The sequence below is a fragment of the Acrocarpospora sp. B8E8 genome, assembly GCF_039871605.1.
Lineage (GTDB): Bacteria > Actinomycetota > Actinomycetes > Streptosporangiales > Streptosporangiaceae > Acrocarpospora > Acrocarpospora macrocephala.
This window is the reverse complement of the sequence record NZ_JBDPLV010000028.1, coordinates 82,957-99,328: the sequence shown is the minus strand read 5'-3', so window position 1 is coordinate 99,328 and position 16,372 is coordinate 82,957. Positions and strand designations below refer to the sequence as shown.

Here is a 16,372-nt window from a genome sequence, read left to right as displayed (position 1 = left end):
GCCGGTGTTCCTCGGCACCCATCAGCCGCGCCTCGACGACAAAGGACGACTGTTCCTGCCGGCGAAGTATCGCGAGGAGCTGGCGGAGGGTCTTGTGATCACCAAAGGCCAGGAGCGCTGCCTCTACGTCTTCCCCGTAGAGGAGTTCCAGCGGCTCACTGAGGCTTTGCGCACCGCGCCGGTGACAGCCAAGGCCGTCCGCGACTACAGCCGCGTCTTCTTCGCCAGCGCCTCCGACGAAACGCCCGACAAGCAGGGGCGGATCACCATCCCCCCGAGCCTCAGGCAGTACGCGGGACTGGAACGCGACTGCGTCGTCATCGGAGCCAACACCCGTCTGGAGATCTGGGACGCCCGAGCCTGGGAGACCTACCTGGCCGAACAGGAGCCGGCGTTCGCCGATCTGTCGGAGGAGGTGTTGCCCGGAGTCCTGTAACCGGCGATCAGCCGTCCCCTGGTGGGTTATCGGGACAAAACCGATTGACCACACCATCGGCCGTACTGATCTTATTGTGACCCGTCGGTGACGTTCGGCGAGGTCTCCACCCGCACCCAGCCGGCAGCTGATGCACCTTCCCCGGTGTCAGGTGTCGCGAGCAACGGTCTGCGGATGGGGACCTGGCCGGACGGGTCGGCTCCCCGCCTGGGGCCGATCCAGGGTGGGGACTAGATCATCGAGGGTGTGCGCCGCGTATCCGCGAGCCTAGAAGCGGCAGTCCGTTGGGGGTTGAACGATGTCTGAGGAGCGTCAGCAGCCGGGGGGTCACGTCCCGGTCCTGCTGGATCGTGTGCTGGAACTGCTGGCTCCGGCGCTGACCGGGCCGGACGCGGTCGTCGTCGACGCCAACCTCGGGCTCGGCGGGCACGCCGAGGCGCTGCTCGCCGCCCACCCGGCGCTGCACCTGGTCGGCATCGACCGCGATCCCGTCGCCATCGAGCGCTCCACCGCGCGGCTGGCGCCGTTCGCGGAGCGTGTCACGATCGTGCGCGCGGTCTCCGACGAGCTGGCCGGGGTGCTGGCCGATCTCGGCCGCCCGGTCGTCAACGGGGTGCTCTTCGACCTGGGCGTGTCCTCGCCCCAGCTGGACGAGGCCGAGCGCGGGTTCGCCTACTCGTACGACGCCCCGCTGGATATGCGGATGGATCGGGAGCAAGATCTTACCGCGGAAAAAGTGGTGAACACGTACCCGCCGGGGGAGCTCACCCGGATCCTGCGCGACTACGGCGAGGAGCGCTTCGCCTCCCGGGTGACCGGGCTGATCGTCAAGGAGCGGGCCAAGGCGCCGATCACCTCGACCAAGCGGCTCGCCGACCTGGTCAGGCAGGCGATCCCCGCGGCCACCCGGCGCACCGGGGGAAACCCCGCAAAACGAACTTTTCAGGCATTGCGCATCGAGGTGAACGCGGAGCTGTCGGCGCTGGAGACGGCGCTGCCGGCCGCGCTCGACGCGCTGGCCGTCGGCGGGCGCGTGGTCGTGCTCGCCTACCACTCCTTGGAGGACCGGCTCACGAAGCAGGTGCTCACGGCGCGGACCAGGGACACCGGCCCACCCGGGCTGCCGGTCCCGCTGGAGGCCCACCAGCCTCGGTTCCGCCTCCTGACGAGGGGAGCAGAGCTCCCGGACGACCACGAGGTGGCCCGCAACCCGCGGGCGGCCTCGGCCCGGATGCGGGCGGCAGAGAGGATCCGCCAGGGATGACGACCGACCAGGACAACAGGCGTGCCGGCACCGACGTCCGGACCAGGGCACGGGTGCCGGGGCGGATGGTGCCCGCGCCCAAGCAGGCGCCCAAGCCGCTGCCGAAGCAGGCACCCGCGCAGGTGCCCAACCCGGTGCCAAAGCAAGCGCCCAAGCCGGAGCCCAAGGCGCCGCAACCGGCGAAGCCGCAGGCGACCCCCAAGGCGCCGCAGCCCCGGCTGAAGGCCCAGCCGAAGCGGCAGGAGCCCGTGGCGGCCAAGCCCGTGCCGAAGCCGATGGCGGCGCGGCCGGGTGACCGGCGGCCGCCGAGGGCGCCGTTCGTGCTGCTCGTGGTCGGGCTGCTCGGCGGCGGCCTGGTGAGCCTGCTGCTGCTGAACACCGTGCTCGCCCAGGACTCCTTCAAGTACAACGAGCTGCGCCGGGTCACCGAGCAGCTGCACCAGCAGGCCAACCAGGAGGAGGGCCGCATCCGCGACGCGCAGCAGCCCTCCGGCCTGGCCGAGCAGGCGGACGGCCTCGGCCTGCGGCCGGACGACTCGGCGCCGGAGTTCGTCGGCGAGGGGCTGCACCCGGCCAGCCTGGGCGAGCGCGTCGCCGAGCCCGGCGACGAGTCCGCGGCGTCGCGGCCCGCCGCCACGACGGAGGGCGCGGTCCGGTGAAAGACGGCGGCGGCCGGCCGCCCAGCGCCGGCCGCGGCGGCCCGGGAGGCGGCTCCCCGGGCGGTCCCCGTGGCGGTTCCGGAGGCGTTCGCCGCACTCCCGGCGGTTCTGGCCGCCCAAGGCCGCCCCTGCCGCCCCAGCCGCGCCCGGGGCTCCCACGCGAGCCCCGGCCCGCCGCGGGGCAGCCTCGCCCTGCCCAGAATCCGCCCCAGAACCCCGCCCAGCGCAAGGACGGCCAGAACAAGGACCCGCAGAACAAGGCAGCCCAGAGCAAGACAGCCCAGGGCAGGACAGCGCAGGACAGGCTGGCCCAGGGCCGGGACGTCCGGGGCCGGGATGCGCAGGGGCGCGACGCTCAGGGGCGTACCGCGCCGATCGGGCCGGGCCGGGGACGGGCCGGGGCGCCGCCGCGCCCGCCCGCGCGCCCCCCGCGCCCGCCCGCCATGCTGCGCCTGGGCGATCCGTCCCGGCGGATCAACGTCGCGCTGGTGGTGATGGCGTTCGTGCTGTCCCTGTTCGCCGGGCGGCTGGTTCAGCTGCAGGGCCTGGACTCCAAGTCGTTCCAGGCCAAGGCGGCCCAGCAGCGGGTGCAGCCGGAGACGCTGCCGGCCAGGCGCGGGCCGATCACCGACGTGAACGGCTACGAGCTGGCGCTCACCTCCGACGCCCGGGAGATCTACCTCGACCCGTACGAGGTCAGGCTCGAGCAGCGGGACCTGATCGCGACCACGCTCGCCGCCGAGCTGGGCCGGCCCAAGGAGGAGATCGCCGCCAAGCTGGCCCAGGCCGACAAGCGCTACCTGGTGGTGGCCAAGGACGTGGACCCGCTCCGGGCCCGCAAGATCATGGGCCTCGGCTTCCGCGGGGTCGGCTCCAAGGCCACCTACCGGCGGCTCTACCCGGGCGGTTCGCTGGCCGGCGGCCTGGTCGGTTTCGTCGGCGACGAGGGTTTCGGCCTGGAGGGCCTGGAGCAGGCGCACAACAAGCTGCTGTCCGGCCAGGACGGCCAGCAGAGCATCGAGATCGGCCGTGACGGCCAGCGCATCCCGATGACCCGCAGCACCAGGGTCGCCCCCGTGCCGGGCCGCGAGCTGCGCCTCACCATCGACCGCTACATCCAGTGGGCCGCCCAGCAGGCCATCGCCAAGCAGGTGAAGGCGACCGGCGCGCGCAGCGGCAGCGTGATCGTGATGGACACCAGGACCGGGCAGATCATCGCGATGGCCAACGCCCCCGAGGTGGACCTGCGCAGCTGGCAGAAGGTCCCGGCCGAGCAGCGCGGCAACCGAGCCGCCGCGGAGGTGTTCGAGCCGGGCAGCACCAACAAGGTCATCACCGCCGCCGCGGCGCTGGAGGCCGGGGTGGTCGCCCCGCAGACGATCTTCACCGTGCCGGACCACATCCAGTGCGCCGACCGCACGCTGCGCGACGCCCACCCGCACCCGACCGAGCAGATGACCTACGCGGAGATCCTCGGCGAATCCAGCAACGTGGGCACCATTCTGGCCGGGCAGAAAATCACCAACCAGCGCCTGTACGACATGTTCCGGTCGTTCGGCTTCGGCGCCAAGAGCGGCGGCGCCCTCCCGGGCGAGGAGGCCGGCCTGCTGCCCAAGTGGCAGGACTGGAGCGGCAGCCAGCGCTGCACCATCATGTACGGCCAGGGCATCTCGGTCACCGCCCTCCAGATGGCCAGCGTCTACCAGGCCATCGCCAACGGCGGCGTCAGGATCGCCCCCACGGTCGTGGCCGGCACCACCGACCAGCACGACCGGCTGACCCCGGCCCCCCTCGGCAAGTCCACCCGGGTGATCAGCGACCTGACCGCCAAGCAGCTCACCGCGATGCTGGAGGGCGCGGTCTCCGGCACGGACGGCACCGGCAACGCCGCCGCCATCGACGGGTACCGAGTCGCGGGCAAAACCGGCACGGCAATGCGGTATGACCAGAAATGCGGGGGCTACTGTGGCTACACGGCCACCTTCGTCGGCTTCACCCCGGCGGAGGCCCCCCGGTTGCTGGCGCTGGCCGTGATCCAGGACCCGAAGAAGGACCACTACGGCGGGACGATCGCCGCGCCCGTGTTCAAGGACGTCATGACATTCGCGTTGAAGACCAAGAAAATCCCGCCTACCGGCTCGACGAGCGCTCTGCCGTGACCGGGAACGATACGCTCTCGCCGTGAACCAGCCCGCAGCGCATCCCACGGGCCATCCCGTGGATCACCCGATGCGTCCGTCCTCCACGTCGGCCCGCCCGCTCTCCGGGCTGGCCACCCTGCTCGGCGCGCCGTCCGCTTCCGGCCGGGTGGCCCGCGGCGTGCTCACCGGCGTCACCATCGACTCCCGGCGGGTCCAGCGCGGCGACCTCTACGTGGCGCTGCCCGGCAAGGCGGCGCACGGCGCCGCGTTCTCGGCCGCGGCCTGCTCGGCGGGCGCGGTGGCCATCCTCACCGACGACGCCGGCCGGGACGAGGCCGCCGCCACCGGCCTGCCGGTGCTCGTGCTGCCGGATCCGCGCGCCCTGCTCGGCCAGGTCGCCGCCTGGGTGTACGGCCAGCCCGCCACCGACATCCTGGTCATCGGGGTGACCGGGACCAGCGGCAAGTCCACCTCCACGTTCCTGCTGGAGGCGGGCCTGGCCGCCGCCGGGCACCGGACCGGCCTGGTCGGCGGGGTGGAGATCCACGCCGGGGACATCCGGATCACGCCCGAGCTGACCACGCCGGAGGCGAGCGATCTGCAGGGCCTGTTCGCGCTGATGCGCGAGCAGGGGGTCACCGCCGCCGCGATGGAGGTCTCCAGCCACGCGCTGGCGCTGGGCCGCGTCGACGGCATCTTCTACGATGTCGCGATATTTACGAATCTGTCCCAGGATCACCTGGACTTCCACCGGGACTTCGACGACTACTTCGCCACCAAGGCGCGGCTGTTCACCCCGGAGTTCGCCCGGCTCGGCGTGATCAACACCGACGACCCGCACGGCCTGGAGCTGGCCGGGTTCGCCAAGATCCCGATCACCACGTTCTCGCCGGCCGGGGGCCCCGAGGCCGAGTGGCGGGCCGTGGACGTGCGCCTCGGCTCGGACGGCAGCGCCTTCCGGGTGGTCGGCCCCGGCGGCATCGAGGCCGACGTGTCGGTCGCCCTGCCCGGGCCCTTCAACGTGGCCAACGCGCTGGGCGTGCTGGTCGCGCTGGTCGAGACCGGCGTGCCGCTGCAGACCGCGGTGGCGGGGGTGAGCGGGTTCGCCGGGGTGCCGGGCCGGATGGAGCGGGTGCCGTCCCCCGACGGGTTCGAGGCGATCGTCGACTACGCCCACAAGCCCGGCGCGGTCGAGTCGGTGCTGCGCTCGCTCCGCGAGGTCACCGAGGGCACGCTGACCATCGTGCTCGGCTGCGGCGGCGACCGGGACCGGGGCAAACGCCCGCTGATGGGCGAGGCCGCCGCCCGGCTCGCCGATGTGGCCATCTTCACCAGCGACAACCCGCGCAGTGAGGACCCGCTGGCTATTCTCTCCGCCATGATGGACGGGGCGCTGGAGGTGCCGCCGCCGGAGCGGGCCCGCGTGATCGTGGAGCCGGACCGGGCCGAGGCCATCGAGCTGGCGATCTCCCGTGCCCGCGCGGGAGATGTGGTAGTTGTGGCCGGCAAGGGCCACGAGCAGGGCCAGTATGTCGCAGGCGAGGTCGTGCCATTCGACGACCGCCAGGTGGTCGCCGCCGCCATTCGCAGGAGGAACGCATGATCCCGTTGCCTTTGGGCCGGGTCGCAGAGATCACCGCGGGCGCCCTGATGGGCCTGACCGACCCCCGGGCCGTGGTGCGGGGGCCGGTCGTGATCGACTCCCGGGCCGCCGAGCCGGGGTCGCTGTTCGTCGCGCTCAAGGGCGAGCGGGTGGACGGGCACGACTACGCGGTCCAGGCCTGCGAATCCGGGGCGGTGGCCGTGCTGGCCGCGCGCCCGGTGGAGGCGCCTGCCGTGATCGTGGGCGATGTGGTGGGCGCGCTGGCCGAGCTGGCCAGGGCCGTGGTGGCGGAGCTGCCCGCGCTGACCGTGGTCGGGGTGACCGGGTCGGCCGGCAAGACCTCGACCAAGGATCTGCTGGCCCGGCTGACCGCGCGGATCGGGCCCACGGTCTCGCCCGTCGGGTCGTACAACAACGAGATCGGGCATCCGCTGACCGTGCTCAAGGCCGACGCGGAGACCCGGTATCTGGTGCTGGAGCTGAGCGCCCGCGATCTCGGGCACATCGCCTATCTGGCCGGGATCGCGCCGCCCAGGATCGGGGTGGTGCTCAACGTGGGCACCGCGCACCTGGGCGTGTTCGGCGGCAAGGACGTGATCGCCAGGGCCAAGGGCGAGCTGGTGGAGGCGCTGCCGAAGGACGGCGTGGCCGTGCTGAACGGCGACGACCCGCTGGTGGCGGGCATGGCCGAGCGCACCGAGGCCAGGGTGACCTGGTTCGGGCGCGGCGCCGGGGCGCACATCAGGGCCCTGGACGAGCGGCTCGACGAGCGGGGGCGGGCCGCGTTCACGCTGCGCACCCCGACCGGCGCGGCCCCGGTCCGGCTCCGGCTGTACGGCGCGCACGCCGTCGCCAACGCCCTGGCCGCCGCGGCCGCCGCCTACGAGCTGGGCCTGCCGGTGGCCACCATCGCCGACGAGCTGTCGCAGGCCGAGCCGCGCAGCCGCTGGCGGATGGAGGTCACCGACCGGGCCGACGGCGTCACCGTGATCAACGACGCGTACAACGCCAATCCGGACTCGATGCGGGCCGCCTTCGCGGCGCTGGACGCGATGGCCGCCGGGCGGCGCACATTCGCCGTCGTGGCCGCGCTGCGCGAGCTGGGCGAGGACGGACCGGAACTGAACGAGGGCGTCGGCCGCCTGGCCGCGGGCGCGGGCCTGGCCGGTCTGCTCGTGGTGGGCGAGAACGCCGGCGAGATCATGGCAGGAGCCCCGGACGCGATCCACGCGCCCGACGTGGCGGCCGCCGCCGCAGAACTCGCCGAGCGGCTCCGCCCCGGCGACGTGGTGCTGATCAAGGGTCCCCGGGCCGCCGGTCTGGAACGGGTGGCGGAACGGCTGATAGGGGGTGACGCCCGGTGAGGGACATCCTCGTCGCCGCCGCGGTCGGCCTGGTGCTGTCCATGCTCGGCACGCCGCTGGCGATCCGGCTGTTCGCCCGCCGCGGCTACGGCCAGAACATCCGCGAGGAGGGGCCGTCCGGCCACCACGACAAGCGCGGCACCCCCACCATGGGCGGCACCGTGATCGTCATCGCGGCCCTGCTCGGCTACGGGGCGGCCCACCTGGCCACGCTGCTGTCGGCCGATCCGGCCCCGCCCACCGCCTCGGCGCTGCTGGTGCTGTTCCTGATGACCGGCCTGGGCATGGTCGGCTTCCTGGACGACTTCATCAAGATCTACAAGCAGCGCAGCCTGGGCCTGCGCAGCGGCGCGAAGGCGCTCGGGCAGCTGGTCGTGGGCGCCGTCTTCGCGGTGCTGGTGGTGCAGTTCCCGAACGCCTACTCGATCACCCCGGCCGAGACCCGGCTGTCGTTCCTGCGCGACTTCGGGCCCTCCATCGGCCTGATCGGGTTCACCATCTGGGTGCTGATCATGATCGTCGGGTTCTCCAACGCGGTGAACCTCACCGACGGCCTGGACGGGCTCGCCTCCGGGGCGACCGGGATCGTGCTCGCCTCGTACGTGCTGATCGGCAACTGGCAGCTGCGCAACAGCTGCACCACCGCGATCCTCGGGCCGAACTGCTACATCGTGCGGGATCCGCTGGACCTGGCGGTGGTGGCGGCGGCGGTGCTGGGCGCGCTGGTGGGCTTCCTGTGGTGGAACGCCCCGCCCGCGAAGATCTTCATGGGCGACACCGGCTCGCTGGCCCTGGGCGGGGTGCTGGCCGGTCTGGCCATCACCACCAGGACCCAGCTGCTGCTGCTCATCCTGGCCGGCCTGTGCGTGGTGATCACCTCCTCGGTGATCATCCAGGTGGGCTTCTTCAAGATGACCAGGAGACGCATCTTCCGGATGGCCCCGCTCCAGCACCACTTCGAGCTGAAGGGCTGGGCGGAGACCACGATCGTGGTCCGGTTCTGGCTGATCGCCGCGCTCAGCGCGTCCGCCGGTCTCGGCCTGTTCTACGTGGAATGGATGCCGAAACTGTGAGGAGCTGCGTCGTCGTGGCCGGGCTCGGTCTTTCCGGCACCGCCGCCGCGCGCGGCCTGGCCAGGGGCGGGGAGCGGGTGGTCGTGCTGGAGCAGCGCGAGCGCCCGATCCCGGAGATCCTGTCCGAGCTCGGGGTGGAGGTCAGGTTCGGCGAGCAGGACCTGCCCGCCAAAACCGAGCTGGTGGTCACCTCGCCGGGCTGGAAGCCGGACCATCCGCTGCTGCGGGCCGCCGCCTCGGCCGGGATCGAGGTCATCGGCGAGGTCGAGCTGGCCTGGCGGCTGCGGCACGAGGGCGCGGCGCCCTGGCTGGCGCTGACCGGCACCAACGGCAAGACCACCGCGGTCCGCATGCTCACCTCGATGCTGGCCGCCGCCGGGGAGCGCGCGCTCGCCGTCGGCAACGTGGGCGTCCCGATCGTGGACGCGGTGCTCGACCCGGGGGAGACCACCGTGCTCGCCGTCGAGCTGTCCAGCTTCCAGCTGCACTGGTCGGCCAGCCCGGCCCCGAAGGCGGCGGCCGTCCTGAACGTGGCGCCCGACCACATCGACTGGCACGGCTCGCTGGAGGAGTACGCGCGGGCCAAGGCGCGGATCTTCGCGAAGGCGGAGCGGGTGATCTACAACGCCGACGATCCGTGGGCCACGCGGCTGGCGGAGCCGTACCGGGATCGCTCCGTGGGGTGGACGCTGGGGGTGCCCCGGCCCGGGCAGCTGGGCGTGGTGGAGGATCTGCTCGTCGACCGGGCGTTCACGGGGGATCCGATGCGGTCGGCGGAGGAGCTGGCCGCGCTGTCGGACGTGCACCCGTTCGCGCCGCACAATGTGGCCAACGCGCTGGCCGCCGCCGCGTTGGCACGGTCCCACGGGGTGCCCGCCAGCGCCGTACGGCAAGGCTTGGCGGACTTCCGCCCCGACCCGCACCGGATCGCCCACGTGGCCAGGGTCGGCGAGGTCGACTACGTGGACGACTCCAAGGCCACCAACCCGCACGCGGCGGCGGCCTCGCTGGCGGCCTACCCGTCGATCGTCTGGATCGCCGGCGGCCAGCTGAAGGGCGCGGACGTGGAGGATCTGGTCCGGCGGGCCGCGCCCCGGCTGCGCGGCGCGGTGCTGCTGGGCGTGGACCGGGAACGGATCGCGGAGGCATTGGCGCGACACGCGGCGAATGTCCCCGTGCTTGAGGTGGCCGGGGACGACACTGGGGTGATGGATCGTGTCGTCACCGCAGCCGCCAGGCTCGCCTCCCCGGGGGACACCGTGTTGCTGGCCCCCGCCGGGGCCTCCCTGGACATGTTCCCCGGCTACGGCGCGCGAGGGGAGGCCTTCGCGCGAGCCGTCCGCAATCTGACCGGCCTGACCGGTCTGGTCGAGCGGTGACGGCCGCCACAGGGGCCGCCAATGGGGCCGCCAATGGGGCCGCCACCGAGGGGGAGCGGCGCCGTCCCAGCTGGAGCAGGATCCAGCTGGCGCTGCTGCGCGAGCTGCTGAGCCGCCCGCTCACCTCCTACTACCTGGTCCTGGGCTGCAGCGCGCTGCTGCTCGCGCTCGGCCTGATGATGGTGCTGTCGGCCTCCAGCATCGAGGCGCTGCAGGTCAAGGGCGACCCGTTCTACTGGTTCCTGAAGCAGTCGCTCTCGGTCGCGCTGGGCATCCCGCTCATGTACGCCTGCTCGAAGGTGCCGCAGCGTTTTTTCCGGCTAGCCGGATACCCGCTGCTGGCGCTGTCCATCATCGGCCTGGTGATGGTGATCTTCATCGGCTCCACCGAGCTGGGCGCGCAGCGCTGGATCTACATCGGCAGCCTCACCATCCAGCCGTCGGAGCCGGCCAAGCTGGCCCTGGTGCTGTGGGGGGCCGACATCCTGGCCCGGCACGCGCGCGGTCGCCTGATGGAGTGGCGCAACCTGCTGATCCCGCTGATGCCCGGCGTGGCCATCCTGGCCGTGCTGGTCATGTGGGGCCGCGACCTGGGCACCACGCTGGTGCTGATGATGATCTTCCTGGCCCTGCTCTGGGTGGTGGGCGCGCCGGTACGGCTGTTCGCCGGCCTGCTCGGCGTGCTCGCCCTGGCCACCGTCTTCATGATCATCTCAGAGGGTTACCGGTCCGAGCGCATCACCGGCTGGCTCAACACCTGGGAGAACGCCCAGGGCTCCGGTTACCAGGCCGCCCAGGGGCAGATCGCGATGGGCTCCGGCGGCTGGTTCGGCCTGGGCCTGGGGAGCAGCAGGCAGAAGTGGGACTGGGTGCCGCACGCGGAGAGTGACTTCATCTTCTCCATCCTGGGCGAGGAGCTCGGCCTGATGGGCACGCTCGTCGTGATCGCCCTGTTCGGCCTGCTCGGCTACGCGGGCCTGCGCATCGCGGCCCGGGTCAACGACCCGTTCGTACGGTTCGCCTCGGCGGCGGCGGTGGCCTGGATCGTGGGGCAGGCCATCGTGAACATCGGCGCGGTCATCGGCGTGCTGCCCATCACGGGCATCCCGCTGCCGCTCGTCTCGTACGGCGGATCCGCCCTGTTGCCGACGCTCGCCGCGCTTGGGATGTTGTTGTCGTTCGCGAAACGTGAGCCGGGCGCGGCCGAAGCGTTGGCCGCGCGGGGGCCCGGACCGGCGGCCCGGGCTCTAAGCTGGCTTGGCCTCCGGGCATAATCCGCGACTTGAAACACGCGGCTTTCACATAGGGAGAGACATGAGGGTGGTCCTCGCCGGCGGCGGGACGGCCGGCCATATCGAGCCGGCGCTCGCGCTGGCCGACGCGCTTCGTCAGATCGACCCCACGATCGGGATCACCTGCCTCGGCACCGATCGCGGCCTGGAGACCCGGCTGGTGCCGGCCCGGGGTTACGACCTGCAGCTGGTGCCCGCGGTGCCGCTGCCCCGCGCGATCACCCCGCAGCTGCTCGCGGTGCCGGGCCGGCTGGCCGGGGCGATCAACGCCGCCACCGGCATCCTGGACAAGGTCGGCGCCGACGTCCTGGTCGGGTTCGGCGGTTACGTGGCCACACCGGCCTACCTGGCCGCGCGCCGCCGCGGCATCCCGATCGTGGTGCACGAGGCCAATCCCCGGCCGGGCCTGGCCAACCGGCTGGGCGCGCGGCTGACCGACCACGTGTTCACCGGCCATCCGGACACCGCGCTGCCGGGGGCGGTGTGCATCGGCATCCCGCTGCGCCGCCAGGTGGTGGACATGGACCGGTTCTCGCTCGGCGACAAGGCCCGCTCCTACTTCGGCCTGGAGTCGGACCGGCCGACGCTGCTGGTGTTCGGCGGCTCCCAGGGCGCGCGCTCGATCAACAAGGCCGCGCTGGACGCCGCGCCCGCGCTGCGCGCCGCCGGGGTGCAGGTGCTGCACGTGATCGGCCCGAAGAACACGGTCGAGCAGGAGCCCCCGCCCGGCGACCCGCAGTACGTCATCCTGCCGTATGTGGACCGCATGGACCTGGCGTACGCGGCGGCCGACCTGGTGCTGTGCCGGAGCGGCGCGATGACCTGCGCCGAGCTGACCGCCGTGGGCCTGCCCGCGGCCTACGTCCCGCTGCCGCACGGCAACGGCGAGCAGCGCTTAAACGCCCAGCCGATCGTCCAGGCGGGCGGCGGGCTGATGGTGGAGGACGCCGACCTCACCCCCGAGTGGATCATGAGGGTGCTGGCGCCGCTGCTGCACAACCCGGAGAAGGTGGCCGTGATGTGCGAGGCGGCCCTGCAGATGGGGCGCAAGGACGCCGACGTGACGCTCGCCCGCAAGGTTCTGGAGATCGCAGCGCGATGAGTTTGGTGAAACTGATTGAGCCGGTGCCGGCCGAGGAGCTCGGCCGGGTGCACTTCATCGGCATCGGCGGGGCGGGCATGTCGGGCATCGCCAGGATCCTGCTCAAGCGCGGGGTGGCGGTGTCCGGCAGCGACGCCCGCAGCTCGGACATGCTCACCGAGCTGCGCGAGCTGGGCGCGACCGTGCACGTCGGGCACGCGGCCTCGCACATCAGGGACGTGAACACGGTCGTGGTGTCCACCGCCATCCGGGACTCCAACCCGGAGCTGGGGGAGGCGCTGCGGCAGAACGTGCGGATCATCCCGCGCGCGGCGGCGCTGGCGGCGGTGATGACCGGGCGGGTCGGCATCGCGATCGCGGGCACCCACGGCAAGACCACGACCACCTCCATGCTCACCGTGGCGCTACAGAAGTGTGGCGCGGACCCGTCGTACTGCGTGGGCGGCCAGCTGGTCACCACCGGGCTCGGCGCGGACGAGGGCACCGGGGACGTCTTCGTGGCCGAGGCCGACGAGAGCGACGGCTCGTTCCTGATGCTGGCCCCCCGGATCGCCGTGGTGACCAACGTCGAGGCCGACCACCTGGACAACTACGGCGACCCCGAGGCGGTCTACGACAGCTTCAACCGGTTCGTCGAGCGGATCGGGTCCACCCTGGTGCTCTGCGCCGACGACCCGGGCGCGGCCAAGCTGGCGCCCGTCGCCCGGTCGCGCGGCCTCAAGGTCGTCACGTACGGCGAGGGCGAGGCGGACGTCCGGGTCTCCGAGGTGGTCCCGAAGGGCCTCGGCGTGGAGTTCGAGGTGGCCGGGCTCGGCCGGGTCAGGCTGTCGGTGCCCGGGCGGCACAACGCGCTCAACGCGGCCGCCGTGATCGCCGTTGCGCTCGAACTCGGCCTGCCGTTCGAGGAGGTCAGGGACGGCCTGGCGGCCTTCACCGGGGCCAAGCGCCGGTTCGAGGCCAAGGGCGAGGCGGACGGGGTCAGCGTCTTCGACAGCTACGCCCACCATCCGACCGAGCTCGCCGCCGACCTGGCCGCGGCCAGGGACGTGGTGGCGGGGGGCGGCCGGGTGATCGCCGTCTTCCAGCCGCATCTGTATTCCAGGACCCGGTTCTTCGCCGCCGAGTTCGGCGCCGCCCTCGGCCTGGCCGACGAGGCGATCGTGCTGGACGTCTACGGCGCGCGCGAGGACCCCGAGCCCGGCGTCTCCGGCGCGCTGGTGGCGGGCCAGATCCCGCTCCCCTCCGCACAGGTCTCGTATGCTCCGGACAGGTCCGCGGTGCCCGCCCTGGTGGCGGGCAGGGCCCGGCCGGGCGACATCGTGCTCACCATGGGCGCCGGCGACGTCACCGAGCTCGGCCCGCACATCGTCGCGGAGCTGCACGCCCGATAGTTAATGAGAAAGGCGTGATCTGGCAGCCGCAGCGGTGAGTCGTCTGGTCGGTGCTAGGCGGCTGTCTGGGACGGTTTTCTCGTTAATAGGGAGCCCGCGGTGAGGAAGAACGTCCTATGGCGTACGGCTGTCGCCACCCTGCTGGCCGGCGGGGTGGTGGCGGTGGCCGGATGGGTGGTTTTCCTCTCGCCGGTCCTGGGAGTACGCGAGGTGGCCGTGATCGGCAACCAGCGGCTCCCGGCCGAGCAGATCCGCCACGCCGCCGCCGTGCCGCCGGACACCCCGCTGGTCGGGGTGGACACCGACGCCGTCAGGGCCAGGGTGGCCGCGCTGCGGGCGGTCGAGTCGGTCACCGTGGACCGCGAGTGGCCGGGCACGCTGCTGATCTCCGTGGTGGAGCGCATGCCGCTGGTGGCGGTGCCGATCAACGGCAGGACGACGGTCGTGGACCGGTTCGGCGTCGTGCTGGACCTGGTGGACGCCGCGGACACCGCGGATCCCGCGGGGGCGGTGGATCCGGTGACCTTGCGGCTGCCGGAGCTGAAGACCAACCGGTTCGATCCCGCCGATCCCGGGATCAAGGCCGCGCTGGCCGTGCTCGCCAGCCTGCCGGAGAGCATCTCCCGGCGGGTGCGGCAGGTGAGCGCCGCGTCCGCGGAAACCGTGACGCTGACGCTCGCCGATGGCCGTACCGTGGTGTGGGGCGGTCCCGAGCGGACCGGGGACAAAGCCAGGATCCTGACCACGCTGCTTCGCGAGAACGCCATGACCTTCGACGTCAGTTCCCCTGACGTGGTAACGGTCAAGTGAGATCGGCGACACGCCGGACGTGCTTGCGGCGCGGTTAGTTGACCCTGGGGGAGGCGCAACCCTACTGTCCGTATCAATCCTCAGGTTGACATAACTCTAAATCTCAACTTGAGGGTGAGGGTTTGACAGAGCGGGCAGCAGCCCGTGAGGTTGCGCCGGTGTCTGGACTGAGGAGCGAAGCGACGAGGGAAGACACCGGGGTTGAGCAGCCGAACCGCGATGCGCAGCATCGCAATGAAGACAGTGAGGTTGCGCCGGTGTCTGGACTGAGGAGCGAAGCGACGAGGGAAGACACCGGGGTTGAGCAGCCGAACCGCGATGCGCAGCATCGCAATGAAGACTGAGACATATGTAAGCGAGCGGAAAGGCCCCTCGTCGTGGCAGCACCGCAGAACTACCTCGCGGTCATCAAGGTCGTCGGCATCGGCGGCGGCGGAGTGAACGCCGTGAACCGGATGATTGAGGAGGGACTCAAGGGCGTCGAGTTCATCGCCATCAACACCGACGCCCAGGCGCTGCTGATGAGTGACGCCGATGTGAAACTGGACGTGGGGCGCGAGCTCACGCGTGGCCTGGGCGCCGGCGCCAACCCCGAGGTGGGGCGCAAGGCGGCCGAGGATCACCGCGAGGAGATCGAGGAGGTCATCAAGGGCGCCGACATGGTGTTCGTGACGGCCGGGGAGGGCGGCGGCACCGGCACCGGCGGCGCGCCCGTGGTGGCCAACATCGCCAGGTCGCTGGGCGCGCTGACCATAGGGGTCGTGACCCGCCCGTTCAGCTTCGAGGGCAAGCGCCGCGCCATGCAGGCGGAGGCCGGAATAGAGAATCTCCGGGCGGAGGTGGACACCCTCATCGTCATCCCGAACGACCGGCTGCTGTCCATCTCGGACCGCCAGGTGAGCGTGCTGGACGCGTTCAAGGCCGCCGACCAGGTGCTGCTCTCGGGTGTGCAGGGCATCACCGACCTGATCACCACGCCGGGCCTGATCAACCTGGACTTCGCCGACGTGAAGTCGGTCATGTCCGGGGCCGGGTCCGCGCTGATGGGCATCGGCCACGCCCGGGGCGACGACCGCTCGGTGGCCGCCGCCGAGATGGCGGTCTCCAGCCCGCTGCTGGAGGCCAGCATCGACGGCGCGCACGGCGTGCTGCTGTCCATCGCGGGCGGCTCCGACCTGGGCCTGTTCGAGATCAACGAGGCCGCCCAGCTGGTCTCCAGCGCGGCCGCGCCGGACGCCAACATCATCTTCGGCACGGTCATCGACGACGCGCTCGGCGACGAGGTCCGGGTCACCGTGATCGCGGCCGGGTTCGACGAGCCGGTGCCGGAGAAGCCCGCCGTCATGCCGCAGCCGCGCCAGCAGCAGGCCCGGCCCGCCCCCGCCCAGGCCCCGGCCCAGACCGCCCCGGGGGGCCGGGAGCGTCCCGCGCTGTCGTCCTTCGTGGCGCCGCCCAAGCCCGAGCCCCGCCAGGAGTCGCGGCCCGACCCGCGGACCGAGCAGCCGCCCGCGCCGGTGCGCCCGCTCACCCCGGCGGGCTCGCCGCCGGTCTCGCCCGTGCAGCCGGTGCCGCCGATCACCTCGCCCCCGGCCCAGCCGGGGCCGAACCACCCGGCGGCGCAGCCCCAGGTGGCCTCGGCCGAGCAGGTCCCGCCTTCGGTGCCGTTCGGACGGGAGGGCGAGGGTTCGCGGCCGGACCACCAGGGGGCGTCGGGCACCGGCCCTTTCGCCATCCCGCGGCCGACCGAGCCGCCGACTCCGATCACCTCCAAGCTCACCCAGCCGGTCCCCCGGCGCCCGGTGGTCTTCGAGGAGCAGGAAGAGGAGCTGGACGTGCCGGACTTCCTGAAGTGATCCAC

General features: G+C 72.3%; 13 protein-coding genes. All 13 read left to right on the top strand.

Translation table 11 applies throughout. The annotated features are described in order from the left end of the window. The first annotated feature begins 4 nt into the window (after positions 1–4). The 13 genes from mraZ to ftsZ all read left to right on the top strand — a co-directional run bounded on the left by mraZ (position 5) and on the right by ftsZ (position 16,367). Positions 5–436, top strand: coding sequence for a division/cell wall cluster transcriptional repressor MraZ (mraZ, locus tag ABGB08_RS26060; RefSeq protein ID WP_155343106.1), 432 nt, complete (start codon positions 5–7; stop codon positions 434–436). A 298-nt stretch (positions 437–734) separates the two neighbouring features. Continuing rightward, positions 735–1,700, top strand: coding sequence for a 16S rRNA (cytosine(1402)-N(4))-methyltransferase RsmH (rsmH, locus tag ABGB08_RS26055; RefSeq protein WP_347594637.1), 966 nt, complete (start codon positions 735–737; stop codon positions 1,698–1,700). After that, positions 1,697–2,359 carry a hypothetical protein gene (locus ABGB08_RS26050; protein WP_347594635.1) on the top strand — a complete coding sequence of 221 codons (663 nt, stop codon included), beginning with the start codon at positions 1,697–1,699 and terminating at the stop codon, positions 2,357–2,359. The genes rsmH and ABGB08_RS26050 overlap by 4 nt, the downstream gene beginning before the upstream one ends. Further along, positions 2,356–4,518, top strand: a complete 2,163-nt coding sequence (locus ABGB08_RS26045) for a penicillin-binding protein 2 (RefSeq protein WP_347594633.1) — start codon at positions 2,356–2,358, stop codon at positions 4,516–4,518. The genes ABGB08_RS26050 and ABGB08_RS26045 overlap by 4 nt, the downstream gene beginning before the upstream one ends. 70 nt (positions 4,519–4,588) lie before the next feature. Beyond that, complete coding sequence (locus ABGB08_RS26040; RefSeq protein ID WP_347594709.1) at positions 4,589–6,103, top strand: UDP-N-acetylmuramoyl-L-alanyl-D-glutamate--2,6-diaminopimelate ligase; 1,515 nt, start codon at positions 4,589–4,591, stop codon at positions 6,101–6,103. After that, positions 6,100–7,467 carry a UDP-N-acetylmuramoyl-tripeptide--D-alanyl-D-alanine ligase gene (murF, locus tag ABGB08_RS26035; RefSeq protein WP_347594631.1) on the top strand — a complete coding sequence of 456 codons (1,368 nt, stop codon included), beginning with the start codon at positions 6,100–6,102 and terminating at the stop codon, positions 7,465–7,467. The genes ABGB08_RS26040 and murF overlap by 4 nt, the downstream gene beginning before the upstream one ends. Continuing rightward, positions 7,464–8,540: a phospho-N-acetylmuramoyl-pentapeptide-transferase gene (gene mraY / locus ABGB08_RS26030; RefSeq protein WP_347594629.1), complete on the top strand. Its 1,077-nt coding sequence runs from the start codon at positions 7,464–7,466 to the stop codon at positions 8,538–8,540. Before murF ends, mraY begins: the two co-directional genes overlap by 4 nt. Beyond that, entirely contained in the window at positions 8,522–9,919 is a 1,398-nt protein-coding gene (murD, locus tag ABGB08_RS26025; protein WP_347594627.1) for a UDP-N-acetylmuramoyl-L-alanine--D-glutamate ligase, read from the top strand. Before mraY ends, murD begins: the two co-directional genes overlap by 19 nt. Continuing rightward, complete coding sequence (ftsW, locus tag ABGB08_RS26020) at positions 9,916–11,193, top strand: putative lipid II flippase FtsW (RefSeq protein WP_347594625.1); 1,278 nt, start codon at positions 9,916–9,918, stop codon at positions 11,191–11,193. The genes murD and ftsW overlap by 4 nt, the downstream gene beginning before the upstream one ends. A gap of 40 nt (positions 11,194–11,233) precedes the next feature. Next, positions 11,234–12,313 (top strand): undecaprenyldiphospho-muramoylpentapeptide beta-N-acetylglucosaminyltransferase, encoded by a 1,080-nt coding sequence (gene murG / locus ABGB08_RS26015; RefSeq protein ID WP_155356192.1) that lies wholly within the window; start codon positions 11,234–11,236, stop codon positions 12,311–12,313. After that, positions 12,310–13,704: a UDP-N-acetylmuramate--L-alanine ligase gene (murC, locus tag ABGB08_RS26010; protein WP_347594623.1), complete on the top strand. Its 1,395-nt coding sequence runs from the start codon at positions 12,310–12,312 to the stop codon at positions 13,702–13,704. The genes murG and murC overlap by 4 nt, the downstream gene beginning before the upstream one ends. A gap of 99 nt (positions 13,705–13,803) precedes the next feature. After that, positions 13,804–14,514 carry an FtsQ-type POTRA domain-containing protein gene (locus ABGB08_RS26005; protein WP_347594621.1) on the top strand — a complete coding sequence of 237 codons (711 nt, stop codon included), beginning with the start codon at positions 13,804–13,806 and terminating at the stop codon, positions 14,512–14,514. 377 nt (positions 14,515–14,891) lie between these two features. Continuing rightward, entirely contained in the window at positions 14,892–16,367 is a 1,476-nt protein-coding gene (gene ftsZ / locus ABGB08_RS26000) for a cell division protein FtsZ (protein ID WP_347594619.1), read from the top strand. The last annotated feature ends 5 nt before the right edge of the window (positions 16,368–16,372 follow it).